Origin of the sequence: Bacillus sp. YBsi01, from assembly GCF_038406745.1 — a bacterium.
GTDB classification, from domain to species: Bacteria; Bacillota; Bacilli; order Bacillales; family Bacillaceae; genus Bacillus; species Bacillus siamensis.
Genome location: NZ_CP151679.1, coordinates 2603902 through 2620590, shown reverse-complemented (window position 1 = coordinate 2620590; position 16689 = coordinate 2603902). Strand labels below are relative to the sequence as shown.

Sequence of the window (16689 nt, the reverse complement as noted above, 5' to 3'; positions counted from 1 at the left end):
AGAGTTGATCGAAACGGAGGGGAAATATATGTTTTATCAGCTGAGAGTGGCAAGAGATCAAGATACGGAGGCGCTGGAGGCCTTTTTGAAAAAGGCTGATACGGCACATGCGGAAATCGATCAGCAGATCAGCCGGTTTATCATGCTGGAGGACAGTGAGAAAGAGATTGCCGCCTGTCTCGGGATCGAAAAATTCAGCGGCGGAAAAGGGCTTCTCCGTTCACTCGTTATGTCGGACAGGCTGAACCAAAGCCATATCGTTACGCTGTTTCAAAGTATGGATGTGCTGTGCAAAAAACATGAAATTCAAGATGTCTACTTAGTCGCCAATCAGCCCTCATCTGCTGAATTTCTGAGTGTGATGGGATTTGAAGAATGCGCCGATGTGCCTGATGAACTGTATACGTCCGAGCATTTCCGCAATTCGTTATGCACAGAAGGTTCGTTTTTGATGGTGAAAACCTCTGCATAACCTCACTTATGCACAAAGTTATCCACTTATCGAAAAGTGTTGTCCACAGTTTGTGGATAACACTTGTTTTATTAAAGGACATCTTTTATACTTTCAAAAGGAATACATGAGAGAAAATAAAGTTTTACCGCTTTAAAATAAGGAGTTTGGTTATACATGAAAACAAGAAGATGGTTTGTGGATTCTTCCGCAAAATTATCCACAACCGATCCCCAGATTACACAAGCCGCGGAATTGCTCCGGCAGAATGAAGTTGTGGCTTTTCCGACAGAAACCGTTTACGGACTGGGCGCTAACGCTGAAAATACGGAAGCCGTAACGAAAATTTATGAGGCGAAAGGAAGGCCGAGCGATAATCCGCTGATTGTGCATATATCTGACATCAGCCAGCTTGATCGTTTTATCAGCCATATTCCTGAAACGGCGAAAAAGCTCATGACGCTTTTTTGGCCGGGCGCGCTGACCCTGGTCTTGCCGTGTAAGCCCGGCGTGCTGTCCCCCCGTGTCACCGCGGGACTTGAGACGGTAGCGGTCAGAATGCCTGATCATCCGGTGGCGTTAGCCCTCATCAGTTCGGCCGGACTGCCGATCGCAGCGCCGAGCGCCAATTTATCAGGAAAACCGAGCCCGACGAAGGCCGAGCATGTGGCTCATGATTTAAACGGCCGCATTGCCGGCATTGTGGACGGCGGAGCGACCGGAATCGGAGTGGAATCAACCGTTCTGTCCTGTACGGGGAAACAGCCCGTGCTGCTTCGTCCGGGCGGCGTGACAAAAGAACAGATTGAATCCGCAGCCGGTCCGGTTCTTGTGGATAAAGGGCTGACCGAAGAAGATCAGGTTCCTATTTCTCCCGGTATGAAATATACACACTATGCGCCTTCTGCGCCGATGGCTATTGCCGACGGCGGCGCTTTGAGAATTCAAGAGCTGGCTGACGAATATAAAAGCCGGGGAAAACGGATCGGCATTCTGACAACAGAGGAGAATGCCGGTAGGTACGAGGCTGATTTTATTAAGGTATGCGGCCGGCGCGCCGACCTTGAAACAGTGGCGACGGCCTTGTACGATGCGCTCCGCAGCTTTGATGATGCAAAAGTGGATATGATTATTTCTGAATCCTTTCCGGACACCGGAGTGGGACTCGCCATTATGAACAGGCTGATGAAGGCTGCGGGCGGCACCGTTATCCATTAACTTGTTCTACCCCTTTTCGGACATGCATAAGCTAAACAAGCGGGCACGTCCAAGGGGGTTTTTTATTTCATGTCGAATCTATTCATCGGGGAGCTTGTCTCCTTAAGCATCATGGCATTTGCTTTGGGGACGGATGCTTTTTCCGTCGGGCTCGGAATGGGAATGATTCAGCTGAAGAAAAAACAAATCTTTCATATAGGAATTGTCATCGGGCTGTTTCATGTCATCATGCCGCTGGCAGGAATGGCAGCCGGGCATCTGCTGTCCGGTTTTCTGGGGATGCTTGCCGTTTACATCGGCGGGTCTCTTCTTTTCATTTTAGGAGTGCAAATGATCATCGCTTCGTTTAAACAATCGGACGGGCCGCTCATATCTCCGGCAGGCTCGGGACTGTTCTTATTCGCGGTCGGTGTCAGTCTTGACAGTTTTTCTGTCGGGCTCAGCCTCGGGATGAACGGCTCCAACCCGATGCTGGCCGTTGCGCTGTTCGGAATCTTCAGCACCGTTTTAACATGGGCGGGGCTCTTGGCGGGAAGAAAGGTGCAATCATGGCTCGGCTCCTACAGCGAAGCCCTCGGCGGAGCCATTTTGATCGGATTCGGGCTGAAACTGCTTTTACCGATATAGGGCTGAGTAAAAAAGAAACGAAGATGCCGTTTCTTTTTTCTTCATTTATAATAGGCAGTAAGAGGTGACGGATATGAAAATAATCTTTGTTTGTACAGGCAATACGTGCCGCAGTCCCATGGCTGAGGCTCTTTTTAAATCCATTGCAGTAACGAAAGGGCTGGACGTCAGCGCAAGCTCTGCCGGAGTATTCGCGTCCCCGAACGGAAAAGCGTCGGCTCATGCCGTGGAAGCGCTGTTTGAAAAACGGATCGCTCTCAATCACAGTTCATCTCCCTTAACGGAAGAACATATCGAGACGGCCGATCTGGTGCTGACGATGACCGAACAGCATAAACAGCTGATCGAAAGCCGATATCAAAACAGTCATGGTAAAGTATTTACCATTAAAGAATACGTAACGGGAAAAAACGGCGATATTTCTGACCCGTTCGGCGGTCCGCTTGATGTTTATAAAAGGACGCGGGACGAACTGGAGGAACTGCTGACCCTTTTGGCTGACCAATTGCTTGACGGAAAAAGCAAGTAATCTGTCAGAAAATCTGCAAACAGGTCATTTGCAAAACGAATATGAAAGAGTAGAATAAAATCAACGGATTTCGTAAAAAAGGACAAGCACACTGGGCTCTGTCTTCGCCCAGCCACACCTAGGAGGTAAATGAATGAAAGTAGCTATTGCGTCAGATCACGGCGGCGTCCATATCCGCGAAGAAATCAAAAGTCTGCTGGATGAATTGCAGATTGAATACATTGATATGGGCTGTGAATGCGGCAGCGGTTCTGTTGATTATTCTGACTACGCTTTTCCGGTAGCGGAAAAAGTGGTGAACGGTGAAGTTGACAGGGGAATTTTAATTTGCGGCACAGGCATCGGCATGAGCATTTCCGCAAACAAGGTAAAAGGAATACGCTGTGCGCTTGCGCATGACACCTTCAGCGCAAAAGCGACGCGGGAACACAATGATACGAATGTTCTTGCGATGGGGGAGCGCGTCATCGGCCCGGGTCTGGCGCGCGAAATCGCAAAAATCTGGCTGACGACTGAATTTACGGGCGGCCGCCACGAACGGCGGATCGGCAAAATCGCAGATTACGAAGAAAAAAATCTGTAAGAGGTGCTGGACAATGGAAGAGATGAAGCGAAAATGGACGGACATGCTGACTGAATTTCAAGAGCAGGCCGAACTTAAGGACGGCAGTCTGCTGGTCATCGGGTGCAGTACGAGTGAAGCCGCCGGAAGCCGGATCGGCACCGCGGGGAGCGGCGATTGGGCTGAATTGATTTACGGCGGACTTGCCCGGTTCAAGGAAAAAACGGGTGTTCATCTTGCTTTTCAATGCTGCGAGCATTTAAACAGGGCGCTTGTCATTGAGGCGGAAACGGCCGAGCGGTTCAGGCTCCCCATCGTTTCAGCCGTCCCCGTCCCGAAAGCGGGCGGAGCGATGGCTTCATATGCATACCGGCAAATGCAATCTCCCGTGCTCGCTGAATCGATTCAGGCTGACGCCGGAATTGACATCGGTGATACGTTCATCGGCATGCATTTAAAACCCGTTGCCGTCCCTGTCCGGATATCAAGCCGTGAGCTCGGAGAAGCGCATGTGACGATGGCCCGGACAAGGCCGAAGCTGATCGGCGGAATTCGCGCCGTTTATGAATGCGAATGATGAAAATGCTTTTCCTATATAATGTTCGTGTTTTCCAATTAAATATTGTGTTTTTTTTAAATAAGCTGTTACATTCACCTGAAAAACCATGTACAATAAGGGTGGTAAAAATAAAGAACAGGAAACGGATAGGAGAGGATTTCGCTGATGAAACATTTACCTGCACAAGATCAACAAGTGTTTAACGCCATTAAAAATGAGCGTAAGCGTCAACAGACTAATATCGAATTAATTGCTTCTGAAAACTTCGTGACGGAAGCGGTAATGGAAGCGCAAGGCTCTGTTTTAACAAACAAATATGCTGAAGGCTACCCCGGCAAACGCTACTACGGCGGCTGTGAGCACGTTGATGTCGTCGAGGACATCGCCCGCGACCGCGCGAAAGAGATTTTCGGAGCTGAGCATGTAAACGTTCAGCCGCACTCAGGCGCTCAGGCGAACATGGCTGTTTACTTCACGATTTTAGAGCACGGCGACACGGTGCTCGGGATGAACCTCTCCCACGGCGGCCACTTAACACACGGAAGCCCGGTTAATTTCAGCGGCGTTCAATACAACTTTGTTGAATACGGTGTCGATAAAGACACGCAATATATAGATTATGAAGATGTTCGTGAAAAAGCGCTGGCGCATAAGCCGAAACTGATCGTTGCCGGAGCAAGCGCGTATCCCCGCACGATCGACTTTAAAAAATTCCGCGAAATCGCTGATGAAGTCGGCGCTTACTTCATGGTCGACATGGCGCACATCGCGGGTCTTGTCGCGGCCGGCCTTCATCCGAATCCGGTTCCTTACGCTGACTTTGTAACGACAACGACTCACAAAACACTTCGCGGACCGCGCGGAGGAATGATCCTTTGCCGTGAAGAGTTCGGCAAAAAGATTGATAAATCCATTTTTCCGGGCATCCAAGGCGGACCGCTTATGCATGTCATCGCGGCCAAAGCCGTTTCTTTCGGGGAAGTGCTTGAAGAAGATTTCAAAACATATGCGCAAAACGTCATCTCGAACGCGAAGCGTCTTGCTGAATCTCTGACCAAAGAGGGCATTCAGCTCGTATCAGGCGGAACGGATAACCACCTCGTGCTTGTCGACCTCCGTTCTCTCGGTCTGACCGGAAAAGTCGCTGAACATGTTCTTGATGAAATCGGCATTACATCTAATAAAAACGCGATCCCTTATGATCCGGAAAAACCGTTTGTCACAAGCGGAATCCGTCTCGGTACGGCAGCTGTGACAAGCCGCGGATTTGACGGTGACGCACTTGAAGAAGTCGGCGCCATCATCGGCCTTGCGCTGAAAAATCATGAAGACAAAGCAAAGCTTGAAGAAGCAAGACAGCGTGTATCTGCCTTGACTGAAAAGTTTCCTTTATATAAAGAACTGGACTATTAATAAGGAAGAAATCCGCCGGAAGCCTAATCCGGCGGGTTTTTTTATGATTTTCTTGAAACTGTTTGTCTTTTTCTGTAGAATCAATAGAAGTGTGAAAAAGTTACTCGGACAACAAAAAAGGAGCTGAACACAGTATGGGAAAGGTTTACGTATTTGATCATCCTTTAATCCAGCATAAGCTGACATATATTCGGAATGAAAATACAGGCACAAAGGATTTCAGAGACCTTGTGGACGAAGTTGCATCACTGATGGCGTTTGAAATTACACGTGATCTTCCTCTTAAAGAAGTGGAAGTGAAAACACCTGTTCAAACAGCCACATCCAAAGTGATTTCAGGTAAGAAACTCGGTATCGTGCCGATCCTGAGAGCGGGTCTCGGAATGGTTGACGGCATGCTGAAATTAATCCCTGCGGCCAAAGTGGGACATGTCGGATTATACCGTGATCCGGAAACCTTAAAACCGGTGGAATACTATGTTAAGCTTCCTTCTGATGTGGAAGAACGTGATTTTATTGTCGTGGACCCGATGCTTGCAACGGGAGGCTCTGCGGTTGAAGCAATAAACAGCCTGAAAAAACGCGGGGCGAGAAACATTCGTTTCATGTGTCTCGTAGCGGCTCCTGAAGGCGTGGAAGAGCTGCAGAAACACCATTCAGACGTTGATATTTACATCGCGGCCCTGGATGAAAAGCTGAATGAAAAAGGCTATATCGTTCCGGGTCTCGGTGACGCGGGTGACAGACTGTACGGAACAAAATAAATCGGAAAACCTCATTCAGAGGTTTTCTTTTTTTATCCAAATTTTTGCTGAAAGGGGAGAGTTCATACATTTATAGGTGAATTTGTGAACATTCTGTGTATGCTTCCGGTATAAAAAGTTTTTTAACTTTAAACAGATTGACACATGTTAGGGGCTATTGTATGCTAAACGAGGGTATTATGAGAAGGTTTTCATTCCTTTCATTTCTAGTATCCATCCTCATTTTAAATCCTCCAAAAAAACCCGTTATATGAGGATTTATCTAAGCGAATGAAACAGCATCCCGCATCAGGAGGATGAGTGGTTTTTTCGAACAGGCCGTTTTTTTGCGGGACAAAAAAGGCCTTCTGCAAAGGGTTAACCGCATGTATGCCGTATCCAGGAATTATATTACTTTTTCATCAGGAGACAGATAGTTGATGGACGATCCCAATCTTACATTCAGCAGACAACGGAGATATGTATTTGTGATCTTGGCAATCTATTTGCTGGGATATGGTCTTACGGCGTATAAAACTGTTTTTCTAGGCCTCTTTTTGGGAACTGTTTTCAGTTTGTTTAATCTGTGGCTCTTGACCAGAAGAATGAATGCTTTTGACAAGGCCGTAGCGAAAGGAAAGTCCATACGATCACTCGGGAGCGCAGCGCGTTGGTGCAATGCGATACTTGCGATGGCTATCGCCTTTAAATATCCCGACAAAGTCAGTGTGGCAAGTGTGATTATTGGATTAATGACAATTTATCCCGTCATTATGATAGATTCCATTATTCAGCTCAAACGTTCATCAATGGAAGAGAGGTGAAAACCCATTGAATCACGATTACAGAACTATTGATTTGTATGGTCTTACTTTTAATCTGACAAACATTCTGATGATTACTGTGGCAAGTGTGATTGTGCTGCTGATTGCGATTCTTACTACGAGAACGCTGTCCATCCGTCCGGGAAAAGCCCAGAACTTCATGGAATGGATTGTTGATTTTGTCCGCAATATTATAGGCAGTACAATGGATTTAAAGACAGGGGCTAACTTCTTGGCGCTTGGTGTAACCTTGCTGATGTACATATTTGTATCAAATATGCTGGGGCTGCCGTTTTCTGTAACGGTCGGACACGAGCTTTGGTGGAAATCACCGACGGCTGATCCGGCTATTACTCTGACTCTAGCCGTTATGGTCGTGTCATTAACACACTATTACGGCGTGAAGATGAAAGGTTTGAAGGAATATTCTAAGGATTACCTCAGACCGGTTCCGCTTATGTTCCCGATGAAGATCATTGAGGAGTTTGCGAATACGCTGACACTCGGACTTCGTCTTTACGGTAACATTTTCGCCGGGGAAATTCTTCTTGGCCTTCTTGCAAATCTGGCGACGAATTTCTACTCAAACAGTTTCTTTCTCGGTTTGGTCGGCACAGTCGGAGCCATTATTCCGATGCTTGCATGGCAGGCGTTCAGCTTGTTCATCGGTACCATCCAGGCATTTATCTTTACGATGCTGACGATGGTGTACATGTCACACAAAATCAGTCATGATCATTAAAATCATATATCCAATTCGGATAACATTTTAAAGGAGGAACTTTTTCATGAATTTAATAGCAGCTGCGATTGCAATCGGTTTAGGTGCACTTGGTGCAGGTATTGGTAACGGTTTGATTGTTTCACGTACGGTAGAGGGAATTGCCCGTCAGCCGGAAGCAGGAAAAGAACTTAGAACTCTTATGTTCATGGGTATCGCATTGGTTGAGGCCCTTCCAATTATCGCTGTCGTTATCGCGTTCTTAGCGTTCTTTGGCTAAGCATAAAAGCCTTATATGAACTAAAAATGGCGAAGATCACTCTAAGAGAACCTTCGCCATTGCTTTATGTCTGATAAGCAGGCCGTCTTGAAACGGCTTTTATCAGCAGAGAAAACCTGCAGAAGGGAGTTGCCGTAGTAGATGTCTCAATTACCTCTTGAATTAGGACTGTCGTTTAACGGCGGAGATATCCTATTCCAATTGTTAGCTATGTTAGTTTTATTAGCGCTTCTCAAGAAATTCGCTCTTGGACCGCTATTAAATATAATGAAACAGCGTGAAGATCATATCACCGGCGAAATTACGTCCGCTGAAGAAAGAAATAAAGAAGCGCAGAAGCTGATTGAAGAGCAGCGCGTTCTTTTAAAAGAAGCGAAACAGGAATCACAATCACTCATTGAAAATGCGAAAAAACTGGGTGAAAAGCAGAAGGAAGATATTATCCAGGCTGCGCGCGCCGAGTCTGAAAGATTAAAAGAAGCGGCGAGAACCGAAATTGTCAAAGAAAAAGAACAAGCGGTTTCCGCACTTCGCGAGCAAGTCGCATCACTTTCTGTCTTAATCGCATCGAAAGTGATCGAAAAAGAGCTTGATGAACAAGCCCAGGAGAAACTGATTCAGGACTATCTTAAAGAGGTAGGAGAGAGCCGATGAGTGGATCTGCTGTCTCTAAACGATACGCGTCAGCGCTTTTCGACATTGCCGTTGAGACTTCTCAAATCAATGAAATCGAAGAAGAGCTTACCGTACTAAAAGAAGTTTTCCGAAACGAAGCCGGATTACAGGAAGTGTTAAGCCATCCGAAGGTATCGGCTGCTAAGAAAAAAGAGCTGATTCAGCAATCGTTCGGCGCACTGTCTGAGTCTGTGCTGCATACGATTTTTCTTCTGATTGACCGCCGCCGGTCTTCGATTGTGCCTGATCTCACAGACGAGTTTATCAAACTTGCCAATCAGGCCCGTCAGACAGAGGATGCGGTTGTTTATTCAGTAAAACCGCTGTCAGAAGCGGAAATGTTATCATTATCTCAAGTGTTTGCAAAAAAAGCCGGAATCGCTTCGCTCAGAATCAGAAATGAAGTGCAGACGGATTTAATAGGCGGCATTAAAGTCCGCATTGGAAACCGGATTTATGACGGAAGCGTGAGCGGAAAGCTTGAGCGCATGGAACGTCAACTTGCCGGAGGAAATCGATAGAAGGGGTGAAACCTAAGTGAGCATCAAAGCTGAAGAGATTAGCACGCTGATAAAGCAGCAAATTCAAAATTACCAATCTGAAATTGAAGTTCATGACGTAGGTACAGTCATCCAAGTCGGAGACGGTATTGCGCGTGTGCACGGCCTTGACAATTGTATGGCCGGTGAACTTGTTGAGTTTTCAAACGGCGTTTTGGGTATGGCTCAAAACCTTGAAGAATCCAACGTAGGTATCGTTATCTTAGGACCTTACAGAGATATCCGTGAAGGTGATGAGGTCAAAAGAACGGGCCGCATCATGGAAGTTCCTGTAGGTGAAGAATTAATCGGACGTATCGTCAACCCGCTCGGACAGCCGGTAGACGGAATGGGCCCGATTCTGACAAGCAAAACCCGCCCGATCGAAAGCCAGGCACCAGGCGTAATGGACCGTAAATCGGTACATGAGCCGCTGCAAACGGGTATCAAAGCGATCGACGCGTTAATTCCGATCGGCCGCGGACAGCGTGAGCTGATTATCGGGGACCGTCAGACAGGTAAAACATCTGTTGCGATTGATACAATCTTAAACCAAAAAGACCAAGACATGATCTGTGTGTATGTAGCGATCGGTCAAAAAGAATCTACAGTACGCGGCGTGGTGGAAACACTTCGTAAGCATGGCGCGCTTGATTACACGATTGTTGTGACGGCGTCTGCTTCACAGCCGGCTCCGCTTCTTTACCTTGCACCGTATGCAGGGGTGACAATGGGTGAAGAATTCATGTACAACGGCAAGCACGTTCTCGTCGTATATGATGATTTATCCAAACAAGCGGCCGCTTACCGTGAGCTGTCATTGCTTCTTCGCCGTCCGCCGGGCCGTGAAGCATTCCCTGGGGATGTATTCTATCTTCACTCCCGTCTGCTTGAGCGCGCAGCCAAGCTGAGTGACGCTAAAGGCGCAGGATCAATTACGGCGCTGCCGTTCGTCGAAACACAAGCAGGAGATATCTCCGCTTATATCCCGACAAACGTCATTTCCATTACTGACGGACAGATTTTCCTTCAATCCGACTTATTCTTCTCAGGCGTGCGTCCTGCGATCAATGCCGGATTATCCGTATCCCGTGTCGGCGGATCAGCCCAAATCAAAGCGATGAAGAAGGTAGCGGGAACATTGCGTCTTGACCTTGCTTCATACCGTGAACTTGAAGCATTCGCCCAATTCGGATCTGATCTTGACCAGGCGACTCAGGCGAAACTGAACCGCGGTGCGCGTACAGTTGAAGTGCTGAAACAAGACTTGAATAAGCCGCTTCCGGTTGAAAAACAGGTAGCCATTCTTTATGCGCTGACAAAAGGATATCTTGATGATATTCCGGTTGCGGATATCAGACGTTTTGAAGAAGAGTACTACATGTACCTTGATCAAAACCATAAAGATCTGCTTGACGGCATTGCGAAAACAGGAAACCTTCCTGCTGATGAAGACTTCAAAGCTGCAATCGAAGGCTTCAAACGCACATTTGCACCAAGCAACTAACCCTTAGAAGATGAGAGAAAAAGGTTCTCTTTTTCTCTCTTTTTACGCAAATGAAGAATAAAGGTGGTGAAATCTTTGGCCTCATTACGCGATATTAAGTCAAGGATCACGTCAACGAAAAAAACAAGCCAGATTACAAAAGCCATGCAGATGGTATCCGCTGCGAAGCTGAACCGTGCGGAAACCAACGCGAAGTCATTTGCTCCGTATATGGATAAGATCCAGGAGGTTGTGTTTAACGTCGGAAAAGGCGCGAAAAACGCGAAACACCCGATGCTTGTCTCAAGAGATGTGAAAAAGACGGCGTATCTCGTCATTACGTCTGACCGCGGGCTTGCGGGTGCGTTTAACAGTTCGGTTTTGCGAAACGCTTACCGCACCATTCAAGAACGCCATCAGTCTAAAGATGAATACACGGTGATTGCAATCGGCAGAGTCGGCCGCGATTTCTTTAAAAAACGGGAAATGCCGATTTTGTCTGAGTTAGTAGGGCTTGGCGACGAGGTCACTTTTGCTCAGATTAAGGATTTGACCCGTCAGACGGTTCAAATGTTTATCGACGGCGCTTTTGATGAACTGTATTTGGTGTATAACCATTTCGTCAGTGCGATTTCACAGGAAGTGACGGAGAAAAAAGTGCTGCCTTTAACGGATTTCGGAACGAGCGGCGGGAAGCGCACGGCTTCTTACGAGTTCGAACCGGATGAAGAAGAGGTGCTCGAAGTGCTGCTTCCTCAATATGCGGAAAGCTTAATTTACGGCGCGCTTCTTGACAGTAAAGCAAGTGAACACGCTGCGAGAATGACAGCGATGAAAAATGCGACTGATAATGCGAAAGAACTCATTGATTCACTTTCGCTTTCATATAACCGCGCGCGTCAAGCGGCGATTACACAAGAAATTACCGAAATTGTCGGCGGTGCAGCCGCTTTAGAATAGAAAGATTTTGTCAGGAGGGATAGCGATGAAGAAAGGACGCGTAAGTCAGGTGCTTGGACCGGTTGTCGACGTACGTTTCGAGGACGGCCACTTGCCTGCGATTTATAATGCGATTAAAGTTTCACAGCCAGCTACAGGCGAAAATGAAGTAAGCATCGATCTAACGCTAGAGGTTGCTCTTCATTTAGGCGATGATACAGTCCGTACAATTGCCATGGCATCTACGGACGGAATTCAGCGCGGAATGGAAGCAGTTGATACAGGTGCTCCGATTTCCGTTCCTGTCGGTGATGTGACTCTCGGACGCGTATTTAACGTACTGGGAGATAAAATTGATTTAAATGAACCGCTGCCTGCGGATGCTCAAAAGGACCCGATCCACAGATCAGCTCCTTCATTCGATCAGCTTTCAACTGAGGTTGAAATTCTTGAAACGGGAATTAAGGTCGTTGACCTGCTCGCTCCTTACATCAAGGGCGGTAAAATCGGATTGTTCGGCGGTGCCGGTGTAGGTAAAACCGTATTAATCCAGGAATTAATCAACAACATCGCGCAAGAGCACGGCGGTATTTCCGTATTCGCCGGTGTAGGAGAGCGTACTCGTGAAGGGAACGACCTTTTCTACGAAATGAGCGATTCAGGCGTTATCAAGAAAACAGCCATGGTCTTCGGACAAATGAACGAGCCGCCGGGCGCACGTATGCGTGTAGCACTGACTGGTCTTACAATGGCTGAGCATTTCCGTGATAAACAAGGACAGGACGTACTGTTCTTTATCGATAACATTTTCCGTTTCACACAAGCGGGTTCAGAGGTTTCCGCGCTTCTCGGCCGTATGCCTTCTGCGGTTGGTTATCAGCCGACGCTTGCGACAGAAATGGGTCAGCTTCAAGAGCGTATTACGTCTACAAACGTTGGTTCAGTTACATCTATCCAGGCGATCTACGTGCCTGCCGATGACTACACTGACCCGGCTCCGGCGACGACGTTCGCTCACTTGGACGCAACGACTAACCTTGAGCGTAAATTGACTGAAATGGGTATCTACCCTGCGGTTGATCCGCTGGCTTCCACTTCCCGCGCGCTTGCTCCGGAAATTGTCGGAGAAGAGCATTATGCGGTGGCGCGTGAAGTTCAGTCAACGCTTCAGCGTTACAAAGAACTGCAGGATATTATCGCAATTCTTGGTATGGATGAATTGGGTGAAGAAGACAAGCTTGTCGTTCACCGCGCACGCCGTATCCAGTTCTTCCTTTCTCAAAACTTCCACGTAGCTGAGCAGTTTACGGGACAAAAGGGTTCTTACGTGCCTGTTAAAGAAACAGTTAAAGGCTTTAAAGAAATCCTTTCCGGTAAATATGACCATCTTCCGGAAGATGCATTCCGTCTTGTGGGACGCATTGAAGAAGTCATTGAGAATGCAAAAGAGATGGGTGTAGAAGTTTAATCTGGTCCTAGGAGGGTAAAAGCATGAAGACCGTTAAAGTCAATATCGTTACTCCCGACGGCCCAGTATATGATGCTGATATTGAAATGGTAAGCGTAAGAGCCGAGAGCGGTGATCTCGGTATCTTGCCGGGCCATATTCCGACCGTGGCTCCGCTTAAAATCGGCGCTGTCCGCCTTAAAAAAGACGGACAGACCGACTTGGCGGCTGTCAGCGGCGGATTTTTAGAAGTCCGTCCTGATCAGGTCACTATCCTTGCACAAGCTGCTGAAACAGCGGACAGCATTGATAAAGAGCGCGCCCTTGCTGCGAAAAAGCGGGCGGAAGACCGTTTGAACAAACGATCAGATGATACTGACATTCGTCGGGCTGAGCTTGCGTTACAGCGGGCTGTAAACAGATTGGATGTTGCAGGAAACTAAAAAAGAATCCTTCTCGGCTGTCTGAGAAGGATTCTTTTTCTATATTAACGCATAAGAGATTCATAGACGCCGATAAGCGGATGATCCTCTTCTTTTTGCAGATATAAATGTTCACAGCAGTTGTCAGTGTGCCACGTTTTGTTTCCTCTTCGCACGCCCGTCGTATAGGCGCCGTCCGTATACGGATATGGTTTAACGATCCATTCGGCATCGTCATGGTGTCTGATGGCGCAATCAATGACATACACACTGAGCATTTTCTCAAATTCGTCAATCGGCAGATTCCAGTCCGCCAATAGCAGCTCTTTTATGCTGCGGAAGTAGAGAGCTTCTAATTTCTTCAGGCTTCCGTGTGAATAATCAAGAGAAATGTTGAAAAACTGACATAATTCTTTCAGTTCCTCTGTTTGAGACTGTCTATAATCATAGTAGAATGCTATCGCTTCCCACTCGTGGTCAAATACGGGCAGTGATTCTCCATACTGCTTTTCCGGATGAAAAAAGGAATGATTCATATTCCCATCTCCTTTCCAAAAAAGTATACCATGCGGGAGAACGGACATTTAAGCGGGGATTGCCCCTAATTTTGGATAAAAATTCTGCTGTGAAAATGATCATCTTTCTCTTTTCTTCTTATATAATAAGAGAGGATATGAGGGGCGGAAAAATGAAAGGAGATGGAATGTGTGAATGTATTGGGGCAGCAGGCCGCAATCAGCATTCTGGTTCATCTGGTATGCATTGCGGTGACATGGTGGGCGCTACAGGCCGTCAACTTTGATCCGCTGATCCGAAAAGGAAAAATAGTGCAGGCAAGGCTGCTGATTATTCTTCTTACCATTGCGATCGGAACGGCAGTCGCTGACTTCTTTTTAGATTATCTTACCTATTCGAAGCAGCTTCCATACTTGTTTTAAGGTGTTTCGTCAGTTGAAATGAAGGGAATCGCTGGGGGAGAAACCAATTTTTCTTCACCCGTTTGGCGAGTTTTGACGAAGTTTTCCATGTATCGCTTTCCCCGGCTCCGGCAAAAATGGGAGTAGGGGGGAGAGATCGATATGAAGAAAAAAAGAGCAGGCCGTATCATCTTGTTTTTTGTTTTTTTAAGCGCCTTAATTGCGGTATTTCATTCCATTCATGCAAGTGAGCTGTCTCCGCTTGCCCAGATTGCCGAAGGAATGGAGCGGCAGCATGTCACTGTAGATGAGTGGACGCTTCATGCGAAAGAAAATCTGAACCTGTCACTGAGTGAATTTGATGACAAGGTGAAAGAACTGAAGACGCAGAATCCGCAATATCAGTGGGAAACCGCTCAAGAAGATAAGATTGTAAAGGCTGTCGGCACGTATTCTGACAAAAAAAATCATACAACTTTTAAACTGCAGCTCGTCACTACCCTCAAAAACCAGAACCCAACTTCGTATTTATTATATGAGCAAATGAGCCCGGAGCAACCGGAAAACTGGAATGATACATATGAACAGTTTGAACGGCAGGCACATGACATATTTCAAAATAAAGTATATATTTTTACTTGTCTAAAGGGTCATTTAAATGATAATATGAGTATTGTTTTGCAAAAAAAAGCAGAACAGCTCATGAAAGAATTTGAAGCAAGTCCAGTTGAACATGTAGTTGAGCCTCATTTCGTTTCTGTTTCTGCATTTACATATAAGTGGACAGATTACATCATGACATCTAAACATAAGATGAATGTGCAAATTGCGCTTAGAAGTGCGGGAATGGGCGAAAAACATACCGTTACGGTTGGCACACCAATCGTGACAACTGAATATTAATATAGAGAATATAGGGACGCGGAGGGGAATACCTTGGAAAAAATCATCGTCCGCGGCGGTCAGAAGTTAAACGGCACAGTGAAAGTTGAAGGAGCAAAAAATGCCGTTTTACCTGTTATCGCTGCATCTTTATTAGCAAGTGAAGAAAAAAGCGTAATATGTGATGTACCTACGCTCTCCGATGTATATACAATTAATGAAGTGTTGCGTCATTTAGGAGCAGATGTGCATTTTGAGAATAATGAAGTTACGGTAAACGCTTCTTACGCTTTAGAAACAGAAGCACCTTTTGAATATGTGCGTAAAATGCGCGCGTCAGTGCTTGTAATGGGCCCTCTATTAGCCCGTACGGGTCATTCAAGAGTAGCGCTTCCGGGCGGCTGCGCTATCGGTTCAAGACCGATTGACCAGCATTTAAAAGGCTTTGAAGCAATGGGTGCAAAAATCAAAGTAGGCAACGGCTTTATTGAAGCGGAAGTGGAAGGCCGTCTGCAGGGCGCAAAAATCTATTTAGATTTCCCAAGTGTGGGTGCGACAGAAAACTTGATTATGGCAGCTGCATTAGCTGAAGGAACAACAACGCTTGAAAACGTGGCAAAAGAGCCTGAAATCGTTGACTTAGCGAACTATATCAATGCAATGGGCGGAAAAATCCGCGGAGCCGGCACAGGCACCATTAAAATTGAAGGTGTCGAGAAGCTTCGCGGCGTAAGACACAATATCATTCCTGACCGTATTGAAGCGGGTACTTTCATGGTGGCTGCGGCTATTACGGAAGGAAATGTATTAGTAAAAGGTGCCGTTCCTGAGCATCTTACGTCTTTAATTGCGAAGATGGAAGAAATGGGAGTCAAAATTACGGATGAAGGAGAAGGCCTTCGTGTCATCGGCCCTGCCCAGCTGAAGCCGATCGACATCAAAACGATGCCTCACCCCGGATTCCCGACTGACATGCAGTCGCAAATGATGGCGCTCCTTCTCCGTGCGAGCGGAACAAGCATGATTACTGAAACTGTGTTTGAAAACCGTTTTATGCATGCTGAAGAATTCCGCCGGATGAATGGCGACATTAAAATTGAAGGACGTTCTGTGATCATTAACGGTCCTGTACAGCTGCAAGGCGCAGAAGTTGCCGCTACGGACCTGCGTGCGGGCGCGGCGCTGATTCTTGCGGGATTAGTGGCTGAAGGTCATACACGCGTTACGGAACTGAAGCACTTGGATCGCGGTTATGTGGATTTCCATAAAAAACTTGCGGCTCTCGGCGCTGACATCGAGCGTGTCGTTGATGAAACGGCAGCAGAACAAGAAAGCAAAGAAGCCGTTACTGACTTAAACGCATAAAGGTTATAAAAACAGTATGTCAATCTGGCATACTGTTTTTTTTATAGGGTTTATCATCATTATTATGCTCTGATTTTCAAAAAAGAATAC

At 46.7% G+C, this 16689-nt stretch carries 21 protein-coding genes; 20 read left to right on the top strand and 1 reads right to left on the bottom strand.

Features of this window, described 5'->3' with window-relative positions:
• The first annotated feature begins 28 nt into the window (after positions 1 to 28).
• The 17 genes from AADZ70_RS13145 (at position 29) to AADZ70_RS13065 (ending at position 13456) form a co-directional block, all read left to right on the top strand.
• Complete coding sequence (locus AADZ70_RS13145) at positions 29 to 472, top strand: hypothetical protein (protein WP_029575296.1); 444 nt, start codon at positions 29 to 31, stop codon at positions 470 to 472.
• Positions 473 to 628: 156 nt separating this feature from the next.
• Positions 629 to 1669 (top strand): L-threonylcarbamoyladenylate synthase, encoded by a 1041-nt coding sequence (locus AADZ70_RS13140; protein WP_342007153.1) that lies wholly within the window; start codon positions 629 to 631, stop codon positions 1667 to 1669.
• A 69-nt stretch (positions 1670 to 1738) separates the two neighbouring features.
• Positions 1739 to 2296, top strand: coding sequence for a manganese efflux pump MntP family protein (locus AADZ70_RS13135; RefSeq protein WP_016937635.1), 558 nt, complete (start codon positions 1739 to 1741; stop codon positions 2294 to 2296).
• A gap of 73 nt (positions 2297 to 2369) precedes the next feature.
• Positions 2370 to 2825, top strand: coding sequence for a low molecular weight protein arginine phosphatase (locus AADZ70_RS13130; RefSeq protein ID WP_016937636.1), 456 nt, complete (start codon positions 2370 to 2372; stop codon positions 2823 to 2825).
• 133 nt (positions 2826 to 2958) lie between these two features.
• Positions 2959 to 3408, top strand: a complete 450-nt coding sequence (gene rpiB / locus AADZ70_RS13125) for a ribose 5-phosphate isomerase B (RefSeq protein WP_016937637.1) — start codon at positions 2959 to 2961, stop codon at positions 3406 to 3408.
• Between the two features lie 13 nt (positions 3409 to 3421).
• Positions 3422 to 3964, top strand: coding sequence for a TIGR01440 family protein (locus AADZ70_RS13120; RefSeq protein ID WP_016937638.1), 543 nt, complete (start codon positions 3422 to 3424; stop codon positions 3962 to 3964).
• Positions 3965 to 4111: 147 nt separating this feature from the next.
• The gene (gene glyA / locus AADZ70_RS13115; RefSeq protein WP_016937639.1) at positions 4112 to 5359 is read left to right on the top strand and encodes a serine hydroxymethyltransferase; all 1248 of its coding nucleotides are present in this window, start codon (positions 4112 to 4114) and stop codon (positions 5357 to 5359) included.
• 134 nt (positions 5360 to 5493) lie between these two features.
• The gene (gene upp / locus AADZ70_RS13110; protein WP_016937640.1) at positions 5494 to 6123 is read left to right on the top strand and encodes a uracil phosphoribosyltransferase; all 630 of its coding nucleotides are present in this window, start codon (positions 5494 to 5496) and stop codon (positions 6121 to 6123) included.
• Positions 6124 to 6542: 419 nt separating this feature from the next.
• Complete coding sequence (atpI, locus tag AADZ70_RS13105) at positions 6543 to 6926, top strand: ATP synthase subunit I (RefSeq protein WP_013353910.1); 384 nt, start codon at positions 6543 to 6545, stop codon at positions 6924 to 6926.
• Positions 6927 to 6933: 7 nt separating this feature from the next.
• On the top strand, positions 6934 to 7668 hold the full coding sequence (gene atpB / locus AADZ70_RS13100) for a F0F1 ATP synthase subunit A (protein ID WP_016937643.1): 735 nt from the start codon (positions 6934 to 6936) through the stop codon (positions 7666 to 7668).
• 46 nt (positions 7669 to 7714) lie between these two features.
• Positions 7715 to 7927 carry a F0F1 ATP synthase subunit C gene (gene atpE, locus AADZ70_RS13095; RefSeq protein WP_003151167.1) on the top strand — a complete coding sequence of 71 codons (213 nt, stop codon included), beginning with the start codon at positions 7715 to 7717 and terminating at the stop codon, positions 7925 to 7927.
• 141 nt (positions 7928 to 8068) lie between these two features.
• Positions 8069 to 8581, top strand: coding sequence for a F0F1 ATP synthase subunit B (gene atpF / locus AADZ70_RS13090; protein ID WP_016937644.1), 513 nt, complete (start codon positions 8069 to 8071; stop codon positions 8579 to 8581).
• Complete coding sequence (locus AADZ70_RS13085; RefSeq protein ID WP_003151169.1) at positions 8578 to 9123, top strand: F0F1 ATP synthase subunit delta; 546 nt, start codon at positions 8578 to 8580, stop codon at positions 9121 to 9123. Before atpF ends, AADZ70_RS13085 begins: the two co-directional genes overlap by 4 nt.
• 16 nt (positions 9124 to 9139) lie before the next feature.
• Positions 9140 to 10648, top strand: coding sequence for a F0F1 ATP synthase subunit alpha (atpA, locus tag AADZ70_RS13080; RefSeq protein WP_016937645.1), 1509 nt, complete (start codon positions 9140 to 9142; stop codon positions 10646 to 10648).
• A 75-nt stretch (positions 10649 to 10723) separates the two neighbouring features.
• A complete protein-coding gene (locus AADZ70_RS13075; protein ID WP_045927225.1) occupies positions 10724 to 11587 on the top strand; it encodes a F0F1 ATP synthase subunit gamma in 864 nt (287 codons plus the stop codon).
• Between the two features lie 25 nt (positions 11588 to 11612).
• Positions 11613 to 13034 (top strand): F0F1 ATP synthase subunit beta, encoded by a 1422-nt coding sequence (gene atpD / locus AADZ70_RS13070; protein ID WP_045927226.1) that lies wholly within the window; start codon positions 11613 to 11615, stop codon positions 13032 to 13034.
• A gap of 23 nt (positions 13035 to 13057) precedes the next feature.
• Entirely contained in the window at positions 13058 to 13456 is a 399-nt protein-coding gene (locus AADZ70_RS13065; protein WP_013353907.1) for a F0F1 ATP synthase subunit epsilon, read from the top strand.
• A 44-nt stretch (positions 13457 to 13500) separates the two neighbouring features.
• Here the strand turns inward: AADZ70_RS13065 and AADZ70_RS13060 are convergent, their stop codons facing one another.
• Positions 13501 to 13971 carry a hypothetical protein gene (locus AADZ70_RS13060; protein WP_045927227.1) on the bottom strand — a complete coding sequence of 157 codons (471 nt, stop codon included), beginning with the start codon at positions 13969 to 13971 and terminating at the stop codon, positions 13501 to 13503.
• 171 nt (positions 13972 to 14142) lie between these two features.
• Between AADZ70_RS13060 and AADZ70_RS13055 the strand changes: the two genes are divergently transcribed.
• The 3 genes from AADZ70_RS13055 to murA all read left to right on the top strand — a co-directional run bounded on the left by AADZ70_RS13055 (position 14143) and on the right by murA (position 16599).
• Complete coding sequence (locus AADZ70_RS13055; protein WP_007614366.1) at positions 14143 to 14373, top strand: DUF1146 family protein; 231 nt, start codon at positions 14143 to 14145, stop codon at positions 14371 to 14373.
• A 141-nt stretch (positions 14374 to 14514) separates the two neighbouring features.
• Positions 14515 to 15255, top strand: a complete 741-nt coding sequence (locus tag AADZ70_RS13050) for a YwmB family TATA-box binding protein (RefSeq protein ID WP_064777922.1) — start codon at positions 14515 to 14517, stop codon at positions 15253 to 15255.
• A gap of 33 nt (positions 15256 to 15288) precedes the next feature.
• Complete coding sequence (murA, locus tag AADZ70_RS13045) at positions 15289 to 16599, top strand: UDP-N-acetylglucosamine 1-carboxyvinyltransferase (RefSeq protein WP_016937650.1); 1311 nt, start codon at positions 15289 to 15291, stop codon at positions 16597 to 16599.
• Positions 16600 to 16689: the final 90 nt, after the last annotated feature.

What these genes read in the sequence shown, in the direction of transcription:
- rpiB (WP_016937637.1), top strand. Translation starts at nt 2,959, where the DNA reads ATGAAAGTAGCTATTGCGTCAGATCACGGCGGCGTCCATATCCGCGAA.
- AADZ70_RS13050 (WP_064777922.1), top strand. Translation starts at nt 14,515, where the DNA reads ATGAAGAAAAAAAGAGCAGGCCGTATCATCTTGTTTTTTGTTTTTTTA.
- glyA (WP_016937639.1), top strand. Translation starts at nt 4,112, where the DNA reads ATGAAACATTTACCTGCACAAGATCAACAAGTGTTTAACGCCATTAAA.
- upp (WP_016937640.1), top strand. Translation starts at nt 5,494, where the DNA reads ATGGGAAAGGTTTACGTATTTGATCATCCTTTAATCCAGCATAAGCTG.
- atpF (WP_016937644.1), top strand. Translation starts at nt 8,069, where the DNA reads ATGTCTCAATTACCTCTTGAATTAGGACTGTCGTTTAACGGCGGAGAT.
- AADZ70_RS13120 (WP_016937638.1), top strand. Translation starts at nt 3,422, where the DNA reads ATGGAAGAGATGAAGCGAAAATGGACGGACATGCTGACTGAATTTCAA.
- atpD (WP_045927226.1), top strand. Translation starts at nt 11,613, where the DNA reads ATGAAGAAAGGACGCGTAAGTCAGGTGCTTGGACCGGTTGTCGACGTA.
- AADZ70_RS13135 (WP_016937635.1), top strand. Translation starts at nt 1,739, where the DNA reads ATGTCGAATCTATTCATCGGGGAGCTTGTCTCCTTAAGCATCATGGCA.
- AADZ70_RS13145 (WP_029575296.1), top strand. Translation starts at nt 29, where the DNA reads ATGTTTTATCAGCTGAGAGTGGCAAGAGATCAAGATACGGAGGCGCTG.
- AADZ70_RS13085 (WP_003151169.1), top strand. Translation starts at nt 8,578, where the DNA reads ATGAGTGGATCTGCTGTCTCTAAACGATACGCGTCAGCGCTTTTCGAC.
- atpI (WP_013353910.1), top strand. Translation starts at nt 6,543, where the DNA reads ATGGACGATCCCAATCTTACATTCAGCAGACAACGGAGATATGTATTT.
- atpE (WP_003151167.1), top strand. Translation starts at nt 7,715, where the DNA reads ATGAATTTAATAGCAGCTGCGATTGCAATCGGTTTAGGTGCACTTGGT.
- AADZ70_RS13060 (WP_045927227.1), bottom strand. Translation starts at nt 13,971, where the DNA reads ATGAATCATTCCTTTTTTCATCCGGAAAAGCAGTATGGAGAATCACTG.
- AADZ70_RS13130 (WP_016937636.1), top strand. Translation starts at nt 2,370, where the DNA reads ATGAAAATAATCTTTGTTTGTACAGGCAATACGTGCCGCAGTCCCATG.
- AADZ70_RS13140 (WP_342007153.1), top strand. Translation starts at nt 629, where the DNA reads ATGAAAACAAGAAGATGGTTTGTGGATTCTTCCGCAAAATTATCCACA.
- AADZ70_RS13065 (WP_013353907.1), top strand. Translation starts at nt 13,058, where the DNA reads ATGAAGACCGTTAAAGTCAATATCGTTACTCCCGACGGCCCAGTATAT.